This is a genomic window from Thermalbibacter longus (genome assembly GCF_023806485.1).
In the GTDB taxonomy this organism is placed as follows: domain Bacteria; phylum Chloroflexota; class Chloroflexia; order Thermomicrobiales; family Thermomicrobiaceae; genus Thermalbibacter; species Thermalbibacter longus.
The window spans coordinates 371,314-383,833 of sequence record NZ_JAMSLR010000001.1 but is presented as its reverse complement, the minus strand read 5'-3'; the positions used below and the strand labels follow the sequence as shown (position 1 = coordinate 383,833).

Here is a 12,520-nt window from a genome sequence, read left to right as displayed (position 1 = left end):
CAGGAGAATGAGCCCCCTTCGAGGGGGCTTGGGGAAATGAGCCCGGTGTTTCAGCGCCGGGCCAGGCGAGCGCACGCGCCGCCAACGCGTGCATTCTGATCGCCCCTGAGCTCGAAACGTGCTTGCGCGTTGTACCAGCTTGTGCTAGAGTGTCCCTGCTGGTCCCGAGTGGCAGGAGACCAGGGAACGGTTACGATGCGGAATCGAGAAACGCTCATCTGGACGGTAGAGAAACCTGGCGCGACTCGTGCCGGGGTCTGTGCCGTTCTGGCTACCCCCGCACCTATCCCTGCCCCCAGGCGCCTGGGGGCTCCTGCCGCATTCGGGGGAGCGGGAGGTCGATGGCTGTAACCGGCATAGCCTGAGACTCCGCAGCGTAACGCAGATCCCCGGCGGCGGTGAGCCTTCGAGACTCACCGCCGTTTTTCATTGACCGAAGATGGCGCCGGAACAGGCGCAGTAGAGAGGAGCGGTTTCAACGATGTGCCCAGAGTGCGGTGCCGAGCTGAACCTATCGGACGTCGAGGTCGGTGAGATCGTGCAGTGCGCGGACTGCGGCGCCGACCTCGAGGTGCTGTCAGTGGATCCGCTGGAGCTAGGTCTCGCCCCAGCGGAGGAAGAGGATTGGGGCGAGTAGCGCGATGAGCCGGGTGGCGCTGCTGGCAGAGCGGCTTCGGGTCGAAGAGCGGCTACTCACCGCCGCTCTGGCTCGCCACGGTTGGGAGGCGACGCTGCTGCGGCCAGCCGATCTCGCCCTGCCCCTCCAGGCGCTACAGGCAGTGGATACACCCGACCTGCCGCCGGCAGTCCTGGATCGGACCTTGGCCACGCCGGAGAGCGTGGCGCTCTCCGCCTTGCTGTCATCGACGGGAACGACCGTCGTCAACCGAACCGCGACGACCCGGCTGCTGGCCGATCGGCTCGCCTTTCTCCGGCATATGCTCGCTGGCCAGATCGCCGTCCCACCAACAGTTGCGAGCTTCGGCCCGGAGTCGACCCTCCGGGCGATCGAGACGCTCGGGTATCCGGTCTACCTCAAATCGTTGAGTGCCGGCCCGCCGATGCCAGTGGCGCTGGTCGAGGATCGGGACGCCGCCGAGGCGCTGGTCGAGCACCGGTCGGTACTCGGTGACGAGCGAGCGGTGCTAGTGCAGAAAGCAGTGGCTGACCCGAGCCAAACCGTGCGGCTGGTCGTCGCCGGGCAGCGGCTGATCGCGGCAGCTCGCCTGGTGGACGAGCGCTGGCAACTCGTCGAGACCGGAACGTGGGAGCGACTGGCCGCCGCAGTGACACAGCGGCTGGGGAGCGGCGTCTACGAGATCGAAGCCGCGGAGATGGATGCTGGCCAGGTGGTCATCTCAGCGGGCAACCTGGTCGAGTTTCGCTCGCTGGCCGAGCTGGGCGTACCGGTCGCTGAGGCGATCGTGGAGCATCTCCTCGAGGTGGTGACGGAGGGGGCCGAGGTGAGCGCGATCCCGAGCGAGGGGGTGTCGGCCTAGATGGCAGCATTCGCGGCGATCGACACAGCCGGATTTCTCGAAGCGTTCCTCCGCATTCCCAGCCTCTCGTGCCAGGAGGCGGCCGCGGTGGAGTGGCTGTGCGAGCGGATGCGCGAGCTCGGCTATCAGGCTGGCCCCGACGGCGCGGGGAACGCCGTCGGTACCCGTGGCGAGGGGCCGCAGGAACTCATGCTGCTCGGCCACATCGACACGGTGCCCGGCTGGGTACCGGTGCGGCGGGTCGACGGCGTGCTCTACGGCCGGGGTGCTGTCGATGCCAAGGGGCCCCTGGCCGCGTTCGTGCTGGCGGGGGCCCAGGCAGCGCTGCCGCCCGGCGTGCGGCTCACCGTCGTCGGCGCGGTCGAGGAAGAGGTCATGAGCTCGCGCGGCGCTCACTGGCTGATCGAGAACCGGCCGGCGCCCGCTGCGGTGGTGATCGGTGAGCCGAGTGGCTGGGACGGCGTCGTCCTGGGCTACAAGGGCTCGGTCGCGATCGAATACGGGGTCGCCCGCCCCATGGGCCATTCCGCTGGCCCAGAGACGACTGCCGCCGAGCTGGCCGTCCGCTACTGGCTGGCCCTGCGAGACTGGGCTCTCGCCCGCAGTGACGGCCAGGCTCGATCATTCGACCAGGTCACCCCGACGCTCCTCGCGCTGAACACTGCCAGCGACGGGTTGACCGAACAGGCCTGGCTCCGGGCCAGTCTCCGGTTGCCGCCCGGAGTCCCGCCGGAGGAGGCCGTGGCCGCAGCCCGCCGGCTGGCCGGCCCCGGTGAGGTCAACGTCACGGTGAACGCTCCGGCCTTCCGGGTCGACAAGCGGTCGCCGCTCGTCCGCGCCTTCCTTGCGGCGATCCGCGAAGCAGGGGGCGAGCCGCGGCTGAAGGTGAAGACCGGAACGTCGGATATGAACATCGTCGGCCCAGCTTGGGGATGTCCGATCGTGGCCTACGGGCCGGGCGACTCGCGCCTCGACCATACGCCCAACGAGCACGTGTCGATCGAGGAGTTCGAGCGAGCGGTATCGGTTCTGCGGCTGGCGATCGAGCGGGTCGCCGGCCAGATGAGTAGCGGTCGATGGGAGCGGTAGCGGTGAGCGAGGTCTGCATCGGGGTCCTGCTGTCGCAGGTACGTGAGGAGGAGAAGCTGCTCCTCCGGGCGCTGTCGGACCGTGGAGTGGAGCCGATCCGCCTGTACGACCGGTTCCTCGTGTTCGATCTCACCGACCCCGCGGACTTGCCGAAGCCCGACCTGGTGCTCGATCGCTGCATGGCACACAGCCGGGGTGCCACGGCACTGCGCCTCTTCGAATCGGTAGGCATCCCTACGGTCAACACCAGCCAGGCGATGGCGACTGCCGATGACAAAGTCGCGACTACGCGAGTGCTGGCTGCTGCGGGACTGCCCACCCTGCACTCCGCGGTCGCCTTCGACACCGAATCAGCGCTCGCGGCGCTGGAGCGGATCGGCTACCCGGCCGTGATCAAGCCGGTGACCGGCTCTTGGGGCCGGCTGCTGGCTCGCGTCAACTCGCCGCAGGCTGCCCGCAGCCTGCTCGAGCATAAACGGGCGCTCGGCTCCTTCCACCACGGGATCTTTTACATCCAGGAGTACGTCGACAAACCCGGACGCGATCTGCGTGTCTTCGTGGTCGGCGATGACGTGATCGCCGCGTCGTACCGTGAAGCCGAGCACTGGGTTACCAACGTCGCCCGCGGCGCGGTCTCGCGACCGTGCCCGGTGACGCCGGAGATCGCCCAGCTCGCCTGCCGCGCGGCCCGGGTCGTCCGGCTCGAGATCGCCGGGGTCGATCTCGTGGAGACGCCGGACGGTCTCAAGGTGATCGAAGTCAACGGCGGGGTGGAGTTCAAAGGACTGATGCAGACCACGCACATCGACATCGCCGGAGCGATCGCGGACTACGTGATCCAGCGAGCCCGCGGGTCGGTGCTGGCACCAGCCATGCGGGCATCTGTGGCATGACGGGAAGCGAGGGCAGGACGACTTCATGACGATCGAGGTCTCTATTCTCGGAGGGTCAGGCTACACCGGTGGCGAGCTCCTGCGGCTACTGCTGGGCCACCCCGAAGTGCGGGTGAAGCAGGTCACTTCTCGCTCGCGAGCCGGCAAGTTCGTCCACACCGTCCACCCGAACCTCCGCAAGCGCACCCAGCTCAAGTTCGTCTCGCCCGACGAGCTGGAGCGCGTCGACGTTCTCTTCGCCTGCCTCCCGCACGGCGAGACCGCGCCGCAGGTCGACCGGCTGCTCGAACTCGGTTCTATCGTCATCGACCTGAGCGCCGACTTCCGGCTCCGGGATCCGGCCGCCTACGAGACCTGGTACCGCTGGACGCATCCCCGGCCCGACCTGCTTGCGCAGGCAGTCTACGGCCTGCCAGAGCTGCACCGCGAGGAGATCCGCGCGGCGCGGTACATCGCCTCGCCGGGTTGCAACTCCACCGCGGCGATCCTGGGGCTGGCCCCGCTCGCGCGGGCCGGCGTCATCGACCTCGACATGCCGATCGTGATAGAAGCCAAGGTCGGTTCATCCGGAGCCGGAGGCGAAGCCGGGCCGGCCAGCCACCATCCGGAGCGCAGCGGCGTGATCCGGCCCTTCAAGCCGAGCGGCCACCGGCATACGGCCGAGGTACTGCAGGAGCTGGCCGTCTGTGGGAGAGCACCGCAGATCGGGCTGAGCGTGACGAGCGTCGAGGCGGTGCGTGGCATCCTCGCCACCGCGCACGTCTTCCCGAACCGCGAGCTGACCGACAAGGATCTGTGGCAGATCTACCGCGCGATGTACGGCCAGGAGCCGTTCGTCCGCATCGTCAAGGAGGTTACCGGCATCCACCGGTATCCTGAGCCGAAGATCCTGACCGGCTCCAACTATTGCGACGTCGGCTGGGAGCTGGAGGACTTGAACGGCCGCCAGCGGATCGTGGTGATGTCCGCGATCGACAACCTGATGAAGGGGGCGGCCGGGCAGGCGGTACAGGCGATGAACATCCGGCTGGGCTTCCCGGAGACGCTCGGTTTGGAGTTCCCCGGCCTGCATCCGCTGTGAGACAGCATCGTCGCCAGAGCCAGGACCCGGACGTACCGATCGATTGGCACGGGAGGGAGCGCAAGTGCTCGTCGTCAAGCTCGGAGGCAGCGCCGGGATCGACCCGGCTTTCACGCTCGACGACCTGGCCGAGCTGAGCCAGGAAGAGAAGATCGTCTTCGTCCACGGGGCCAACGCCGTGCTGGACGAGTGGACGAGGCGGCTCGGCCGCGAGCCACGGCTGGTCGAGTCGTCGACTGGGCAGGTGAGCCGCTTCACCGACCGCGAGACGATGGATCTGATGCTGGCGGTGTACGCCGGCCTGGTCAACAAGCGGCTGGTGGAGGGCTTGCAGGCGCGCGGCGTCAACGCGGTCGGCCTGGCGGCACTGGACGGCCGGATCGCCCGCGGGCCGCGCAAGGACACCTTGAGAGCGATCGAGAACGGCAAGCCGAAGGTGCTGCGCGGCGACTACGCCGGGAGCATCGAGGAAGTCGACCCCTCGCTGCTCCTGCTCCTCCTCGATCACGGCTACTTGCCAGTCCTCACCCCTCCGGCGCTGAGCTACGGCGGCGAGGCGATCAACGTCGACGGCGACAAGCTCTCGCTGCAGCTCGCGCTGGCCCTCCAAGCCGACGCGCTGGTCATCCTCTCGAACACGCCGGGGCTGCTCCGCGACCTGAGCGACCCAGCATCGCTCATCCGCGAGATCGACGTCGCCGACGAGATGAGCATCCAAGCGGCCATGGCGGCCGCGCGCGGGCGGATGAAGAAGAAGGTCGAGGCCGGCTGCCGGGCGGTGCGCGCCGGTATCGGTCAGGTTGTCTTCGCCGACGCGCGGGTACCGCAGCCGATCCGCCGGGCGCTGGCCGGCGAGGGCACGGTACTGCTCGCGCGCAGCCCGATCGGGGTACGCTCATGATTGCCCGAAGCACTGAGGTGATCGTCGCGCTCGACCGCGAGCTGCAGCCGCCCCTGTACGCCAAGCGCGGCCTGGCACTGGTTCGCGGCGAGGGGATCTGGCTCTGGGACGCCGATGGCCGTCGCTACCTCGACCTGATGAGCAACTACGGGGTGAACATCCTCGGTCACGCCCACCCTCGTGTCACCGCCGCCATCATCGAGCAGGCGAGCCGGTTGCTGAGCTGCCACCAGTCGTTCGCCAGTGACGTGCGCGCGGCGTTCCTGGAGCGACTGCTGGCGGTCGCGCCGGCAGGGCTGACCCGAGCGTTCCTCTCGAACTCGGGGACGGAAGCAGTCGAGGCGGCGCTCAAGTTCGCCTGGGCAGCCACCGGCCGGCGCAGGATCGTGGCTGCGCGGCGCGGCTATCACGGACGTACGCTAGGCGCGCTAGCGGCGACCGCCGAGAAAAAGTACCGTGAGCCGTTTGCGGGACTGCTGGCTGAGGCCGAGCACGTCCCGTACGGCGACATCGGGACCCTTACAGCGGCGCTCGACGAGCACACGGCTGCGGTGATCCTCGAGCCGGTGCAGGGCGAAAGCGGCATCTACCCGGCTCCCGACGAGTACCTGCGCGCGGCTCGCGAGTTGACGCGCCAGGCAGGCGCGCTCTTGATCTTCGACGAGGTGCAGACAGCCTTCCGCACCGGCGCCTGGTTCGCCTGCCAGCACGCGGGCGTCACACCCGACCTGCTGTGCGTCGCCAAGGGACTAGCCAACGGAGTGCCCATCGGCGCGACGCTGATGACCGAGGAGATCGCCGCAGCGCTGCCAGCCGGCGTGCATGGCAGTACCTTCGGCGGGAACCCGCTGGCCTGCGCGGCCGGGCTGGCCACGCTCGAGACGCTCGCCGTCGACAGCCTGATCCCGCATAGCGCCGACGTGGGTGCCCACTTTCTGCGCCGGCTGCGCGAGCTCGAACATCCGGCCGTGCGCGAGGTTCGCGGCCGGGGACTGATGCTGGGCATCGAGCTGAAGAGCCGATCGACCCCGGTGCTCAAGGCGATGCAGGAGCGCGGCCTGCTCGCTCTCCCCGCGGGCACAGTGGTAGTGCGCCTGTTGCCGCCGCTGATCATCACCCGCGAGCAGGTAGACGAAGCCGTTGCCGGCATCGCCGCGGCGCTCGACGCGGCGTGACGCGACACCTGACCGATCGCGGTGTTCGCTCCACGCCGCGCGTCCGATGCTCGCTCCGTCGAGGGAGCAAACGGGTGAGCCCACGGGCCAGCCTCCTCCAGCTTGCCTTCATGGCGATGCTTGGGCTGTCTTTCGCCGCCTTCGCCATCCCGATTCTGGTCTTCCCAGACCAGGCACCTGAGGTCTCGAATGAGGCGCTGCGGCGGCTACGAACACAAGCGGCGGCGGGAGTCGAGATAGCCTGGCTGCTGTCACCCCAGGTGGTCGATGCTCGCATGGTTGGCCCTACCCCATACCATGTAGAAGGCCGTGTCGTCTGGCGCTCGCTCTTCGGTGTAGTGGTGGGAGAAACGACTGTCACCCAGCACCAAAGCTCCTACCGGTGGGATACCGGGAAACTGGCGCTGGTGTGGGCTGTATTCCTGGTCACTGAGACGCTTCTCGCCGGCAGTATCGTCTGGCGATTGCGGACCTCGCCTTAGCGTGTAACGACTCGGAGGGAGCAGATCGCGATTTGGCTTATGTCATGTTGCGTCCTGTGGGTCCCTGACCAGCTCTGATCCCTCGGTTTGACCCTGCGAGGTAGGGAGCGTACAATTCAACGAGAGATCGGCCTGGCCGCCGAACGGTGGCCTCGGCGTGTTCGAGGGTTGCTCGTGCACACGCGCGACGAGATCCGGCTCACCACACTCGCAAGCTGCGCCGGTTGAGCGGGCAAACTGGGCCCAGCGGCCCTGGCGCAGGTTCTGCGCCCGCTCGAGCAGCGTGTCGACCCGAACGTGCTCGTTGGTCTCCAGACCAGCGACGATGCTGCCGTCTACCGTTTGAGCGACGAGCTCGCGCTGGTGCAGACGGTCGACTTCTTCCCGCCGGTCGTGGACGATCCGTACACCTACGGGGCCATCGCGGCGGCCAACGCGCTGAGCGATATCTACGCGATGGGCGGGCAGCCGCTGCTGGCGCTGAACATAGCCGCCTGGCCGGAGGATCAGCCGCTCGACTACCTGACCCGGGTGTTCGAGGGGGGCTCCGATAAGGCGGCCGAGGCCGGGATCGTCATCGCTGGCGGCCACACCGTGACTGATGACGAACCGAAGTACGGGCTGGTGGTCACCGGGAAGATTCACCCCCAGCGCATCCTGACGAAGGCGGGCGCCCAGCCTGGCGACCTGATCTACCTGACCAAGCCGATCGGCACTGGGGTGATCACCACCGCGCACAAGGCCGGTAAGGTCGACCGCGCTCACCTGGAGGGCGCGGTAGCCTCGATGCTCCGCCTCAATCGCCGGGCTTCCGAGCTGGTGGTGGAGCACGGCGCACACGCCTGCACCGATGTGACCGGTTTCGGCCTGATCGGCCACTCGACTGAAGTTGCTGTCAAAAGCCAGGTCAGGCTGGTCATCGGCGCTGCCGAAGTGCCGCTTCTCGAGGGAGCCGAGCGCTACGCCCGCGAGGGACTGCTTCCTGGCGGTGCGCGGCGCAACCGCGCGTACTACGGCGAGGGGCCGGCGAGCGTGCTGACCTCGTCGCCGGAGGTTCCGGCAGCGCTCTGGGATCTGCTCTTCGACCCAGTCACGTCAGGTGGGCTGCTCTTCACGATCCCACGGGAACGCGCATCGGCCCTCGAAGCCGCGTTCCACCAGGCAGGCGAGACGCTCTGGCGCATCGGGAGAGTCGAAGAGGGGCTCGGGCTGGTAATTCTCCCCAAGCTCGCCGGGTGATCCAGCTCGGCGAGAGCCTGGCCGGTCGCCGGACAACGCTGGGCCCCGGCGGCTCGGGAGCTCGTCGCCAGCAACCGCGCGGCGCGGCCCGAACAGCGAGGATCGCCACAGTGGACGTCGTTCCGATCCGTGAGCTGCTGCGCGACCTGGATCTCCGGCCCAGCAAGGCACTCGGCCAGCATTTCCTGCATGACCAGAAGATCGTGCACCGGATCGCCGAGCTGGCCGGCTTGGGCCACGGTGACCTCGTCGTCGAGATCGGCCCGGGCCTCGGCGTGCTGACCCGGGCGCTGGCGGCTCGCGCCGGAAGGGTCATCGCCATCGAGCTGGATGCGAGGCTAGCCGAATACCTGCGCCGACAGTTCGCAGGCACGAATGTCGAGATCGTCCACGGCGACGCGCTCGCGGTCGACTACGCCGAACTGACCGGAGGACAGCCGTACCAGGTCGTCGCCAACCTTCCGTATTCGGTGGCCACGGCCATCATCGAGCGACTACTGACAGGCGAGCACCCGCCCGCGCGGCTGGTGGTGATGGTACAGCGCGAGGTAGCGGAACGCCTGGCTGCTCGCCCGCCTGACATGGCTCTGCTCTCGGTGGCGGCACAGTTCTACGCTACGCCGCGCATCGCCTTCCGAATCGGCACCGGCGCCTTCGTGCCGCCACCGAAGGTCGAGTCAGCGGTGATCGTTCTGGAGCGCCGCGCGGAGACGCCGCTGCCCCGCGAGGAGCACGCTCCTTTCTTCCAGATGGTGCGGGCAGGTTTCGCCCAACGGCGCAAGCAACTGGCGAACGCGCTGGCCGCCGGCCTCGGGTTGCCGAAACAGACTGTCGAGGCAGCGCTGGTAGCGGCCGGTATCGACCCCGGACGCCGTGCCGAGACCCTCTCGCTCGAGGAGTGGCTGAACGTGTACCAGGCGCTGCGAAAGCAGGTGCACCATGCGGATTGAGCTGTGCTGGCCGCTCACGCTGTTCGCCCCGGCCAAGCTGAACCTCGGGCTGGAAGTGATCGGTAGGCGTCCCGACGGCTACCACGAGGTGGTCACGATCCTCCAGACAGTGAGCCTGTTCGACCGGATCGAGCTGACTCCGTCCGCAGGACTGGAGTATCAGCCGCCGCCGGGCATCGCCGACGACCTCGTGGCGCGGGCCCTGGATGAGCTCTCACGCCGGGGAATCGAGATCGCGGCGCGGATCAGGCTGGATAAGCAGATCCCGATCGCCGCTGGGCTGGGCGGCGGCAGCAGCGACGCCGGTACGCTGCTCGGCGCGTTGGCCATCGCCGGAGTCCCGCGTGCGCTCATCGACGAGATCGCGTCCGGGCTCGGTTCGGATGTCCCCTTCTTCGTGCGGGGCGGAACCGCGCTGGCCACCGGCCGCGGCACCGAGCTGGAGCCGCTCCCGACATCCTCCGGCTGGTTCGTCGTCGTGGTACCGAGGTTACACCTGCCGGATAAGACGCGGCGGCTGTACCAAGCGCTCGAACCGGGCGACTTCAGCGACGGCTCGGCGACGCGAGCGCAAGCCGAGCGGCTGCGCCAGGGGCTCCCGCTCGACCCTGAGCTGGTTCGCAACCCCTTCATCCGCGCGCTCGAAGCATACCCGGAGGTACGCCAGGCGGCCGAGGCGCTGCGCGAAGCCGGTGCGCACTGGATCTGGCCTACCGGCGCCGGCCCCGCGCTGTTCGCCGTGACGGGCGACTTCTCGTCTGCCCGAGACGTGGCTCGTCTGGTACCACCTGTGACTCGGGCATTCGTCTGCACAACTGTTAGCGGCCGGATCAATGACGAGCGGGTGAGGCGGTTCGTCCACATCCGAGGCTGACCACGCATTCCGTCGGTCAGCCGCGCCGCAGATATCGCTCCTCCCAGGCGCGCTGCTGGGCCTGGCTGACCCGCACGAAGGTGCCGCTGGCCTCGGCCAGGACGGCGCCGTCGCTGTCCACGAGCTCGCCCTGGGCCTCGACGATCCGCCCGCGCTCCCCGACGACCCACCCGCGCACCCGCAGCGGCATCCCCACCTCGACCGGCCGGCGAAAGCTAAGCGACATCTGGGCCGTGACGGCTAGCCGGCCGTCCGCGATCACCGCCCAGCTCATCGCCTCATCGAGCAGTGCGCTGATGATGCCGCCGTGCACCAATCCGGCATAGCCCTCGTGCTCGGGCCGCGGCGTGAACTCCGCCTCTACTGCATCGCGATCGCGGAAGAAGGCGAGCCTGAGCCCGATCGGGTTCTGCTCGCCACAGCCGAAGCAGCCGTGATCGGTGATCGTGTTCACGCGCGCCCGTTCGCTCATCGTTCCTCCCGTGGTCTTCCCCAAGCCGTCGCCAGGTGGCCAGCGCACCCGATTCTAGCCGCCCAGATGGTCTCTCGGCGCCTGCCGTCGAAAACAGAGCTGGGCGAGCGACACGCCGGTCTCGCTCCGGGGCGATGCATGCCGCGAGCGGAATAGCTATGCAGCTTGCGCGTTCAGGTAGAATAGAAAGGATCGCACGCTTGCACGAACCAGGCGCCAAACCCGGAGGAACATCGATGGTAAAGCTCTACGACCGGTTGTTTCAGGACATCAAGCGCTCGATCCGTGAGGTCGACGTCAACGCGCTCTACCAGGAGCTACGCTCCGGCCGGCGGCCAGTAATCGTCGACGTCCGCGAGCGCGAGGAGTGGGAGCAGGGATACGTCCCAGGGGCGCTGTTCATCCCGCGCGGCTACCTCGAGATGCAGATCGAGGACAAGGTGCCCGATAAGGACACGCCGGTCTACGTCTACTGCGCCGGTGGAGTGCGCTCGGCCTTCGCGGCCAAGACGCTCGAAGAGATGGGCTACCGCAACGTCTACTCGGTTGCCGGCGGGTTCAGCGCCTGGAAGCACGCCGGCTACCCGTTCGTGACCCCGCGCCAGTGGACACGCGAGCAGCTCCAGCGCTACAGCCGCCACTTCCTCATCCCGGAGGTCGGCGAGGAGGGCCAGGCCAAGCTGCTCGACTCCAGGGTGTTGCTCATCGGTGCCGGTGGGCTCGGCTCTCCGGCTGGTCTGTACCTGGCAGCGGCCGGCGTCGGCACCATCGGAATCGTCGATGCCGATGTGGTCGATCTCAGTAACCTGCAGCGACAGGTGCTGCACACTACCGATCGGGTCGGCCGCCCCAAGACAGAGTCGGCGCGCGAGGCACTTACCGCGCTCAATCCCGATGTCAAAGTCATCACCCACGATGTCTGGCTCACGAGCCAGTCGATCATGGACGTGCTCGCGGACTACGACGTGATCGTCAACGGTGCCGACAACTTCCCGACGCGCTACCTGGTAAACGACGCTGCCGTGCTGCTGGGCAAGCCGGTGGTCGATGGCAGCATCTTCCGCTTCGACGGCCAGGTGACGGTCTACAAGCCCGGCGAAGGCCCGTGCTACCGCTGCCTCTACCCGGAGCCGCCCCCGGCGGAGCTGGCGCCGAGCTGTGACCAGGCCGGCGTTCTCGGCGTGCTCCCTGGAGTGATCGGCATGCTCCAGGCTGTCGAAGCGATCAAGCTGCTCTTGAGCATCGGCGAACCGCTCGTCGGCCGCGTGCTGCTGTACGACGCGCTGACCGCGACGTTCCGCGAGCTGCATGTGCAGCGCGACCCTGAGTGCGCGGCGTGCAGCCCCAGCTCGACCTTGACGCCGGAGAATATCGGCGAGATCGACTACCAGCAGTCCTGCTTGCTACCGACGCGCAGCGTCGCGGACTAGGGCCAGCCAGCCGAAGCCGGCCTCAACATCCCGGCGACGTTTCTGGCCGTCGTTCTGGATGGAACGTTACGGGGGCGCCCAGTCGAGGCGCCCCTGTTCTTGGTCAGCGCAGACTCGGCATCGCCGGGTCTCGACCTGGTTTCCTACGACCCGCACGCCACTGCGCTCAGGCGCCTCGCCCGCCGCGGGAAACCAGCGACGCGGTCTCCGCGACGGCGCATGCAGCGCTGGCGTGGCGGCGACTCGGTTTCAACGTGCTGACGACTCCGGATCCGTCCAGGTCGCCCTCGCCATTCCCAAGCCGCCCGCTGTACAGCCACCCTGGCGGTGTCGTAGACCCCTCGGGGCCAGGACTCATGATCGGACAGCCCGCTAGCCGCCAAGCTGGGCAGCCGCGACTCCGTCGCCCCATCACTATGACCCCTTGTCTGCTCT

At 68.1% G+C, this 12,520-nt stretch carries 13 protein-coding genes; 12 read left to right on the top strand and 1 reads right to left on the bottom strand.

All coding sequences use genetic code 11. The features are described from left to right. Positions 1–481: 481 nt before the first annotated feature. The 11 genes from lysW (at position 482) to ispE (ending at position 10,183) form a co-directional block, all read left to right on the top strand. Positions 482–637, top strand: a complete 156-nt coding sequence (gene lysW, locus NET02_RS01700) for a lysine biosynthesis protein LysW (RefSeq protein WP_284055638.1) — start codon at positions 482–484, stop codon at positions 635–637. A gap of 4 nt (positions 638–641) precedes the next feature. Then, the gene (locus NET02_RS01695; protein WP_284055637.1) at positions 642–1,499 is read left to right on the top strand and encodes an ATP-grasp domain-containing protein; all 858 of its coding nucleotides are present in this window, start codon (positions 642–644) and stop codon (positions 1,497–1,499) included. Further along, entirely contained in the window at positions 1,500–2,588 is a 1,089-nt protein-coding gene (locus NET02_RS01690; RefSeq protein ID WP_284055636.1) for a [LysW]-lysine hydrolase, read from the top strand. Positions 2,589–2,590: 2 nt separating this feature from the next. Next, positions 2,591–3,481 (top strand): lysine biosynthesis protein LysX, encoded by an 891-nt coding sequence (lysX, locus tag NET02_RS01685; RefSeq protein ID WP_284055635.1) that lies wholly within the window; start codon positions 2,591–2,593, stop codon positions 3,479–3,481. 25 nt (positions 3,482–3,506) lie between these two features. Next, the gene (gene argC / locus NET02_RS01680) at positions 3,507–4,562 is read left to right on the top strand and encodes an N-acetyl-gamma-glutamyl-phosphate reductase (RefSeq protein WP_284055634.1); all 1,056 of its coding nucleotides are present in this window, start codon (positions 3,507–3,509) and stop codon (positions 4,560–4,562) included. A 64-nt stretch (positions 4,563–4,626) separates the two neighbouring features. Further along, on the top strand, positions 4,627–5,463 hold the full coding sequence (locus NET02_RS01675) for a [LysW]-aminoadipate kinase (protein WP_284055633.1): 837 nt from the start codon (positions 4,627–4,629) through the stop codon (positions 5,461–5,463). Continuing rightward, on the top strand, positions 5,460–6,638 hold the full coding sequence (locus NET02_RS01670) for an aspartate aminotransferase family protein (RefSeq protein ID WP_284055632.1): 1,179 nt from the start codon (positions 5,460–5,462) through the stop codon (positions 6,636–6,638). Before NET02_RS01675 ends, NET02_RS01670 begins: the two co-directional genes overlap by 4 nt. 74 nt (positions 6,639–6,712) lie before the next feature. Continuing rightward, positions 6,713–7,120, top strand: a complete 408-nt coding sequence (locus NET02_RS01665) for a hypothetical protein (protein WP_284055631.1) — start codon at positions 6,713–6,715, stop codon at positions 7,118–7,120. Positions 7,121–7,294: 174 nt separating this feature from the next. Further along, entirely contained in the window at positions 7,295–8,359 is a 1,065-nt protein-coding gene (selD, locus tag NET02_RS01660; protein WP_284055630.1) for a selenide, water dikinase SelD, read from the top strand. A 110-nt stretch (positions 8,360–8,469) separates the two neighbouring features. After that, positions 8,470–9,309: a 16S rRNA (adenine(1518)-N(6)/adenine(1519)-N(6))-dimethyltransferase RsmA gene (gene rsmA / locus NET02_RS01655; protein WP_284055629.1), complete on the top strand. Its 840-nt coding sequence runs from the start codon at positions 8,470–8,472 to the stop codon at positions 9,307–9,309. Beyond that, complete coding sequence (gene ispE / locus NET02_RS01650) at positions 9,299–10,183, top strand: 4-(cytidine 5'-diphospho)-2-C-methyl-D-erythritol kinase (protein ID WP_284055628.1); 885 nt, start codon at positions 9,299–9,301, stop codon at positions 10,181–10,183. Before rsmA ends, ispE begins: the two co-directional genes overlap by 11 nt. 16 nt (positions 10,184–10,199) lie before the next feature. Here the strand turns inward: ispE and NET02_RS01645 are convergent, their stop codons facing one another. Beyond that, complete coding sequence (locus NET02_RS01645; RefSeq protein ID WP_284055627.1) at positions 10,200–10,655, bottom strand: PaaI family thioesterase; 456 nt, start codon at positions 10,653–10,655, stop codon at positions 10,200–10,202. 236 nt (positions 10,656–10,891) lie between these two features. Here NET02_RS01645 and moeB point away from each other — a divergent pair, with 236 nt between their 5' ends. Beyond that, positions 10,892–12,085, top strand: coding sequence for a molybdopterin-synthase adenylyltransferase MoeB (gene moeB, locus NET02_RS01640; RefSeq protein WP_284055626.1), 1,194 nt, complete (start codon positions 10,892–10,894; stop codon positions 12,083–12,085). Positions 12,086–12,520 lie beyond the last annotated feature (435 nt).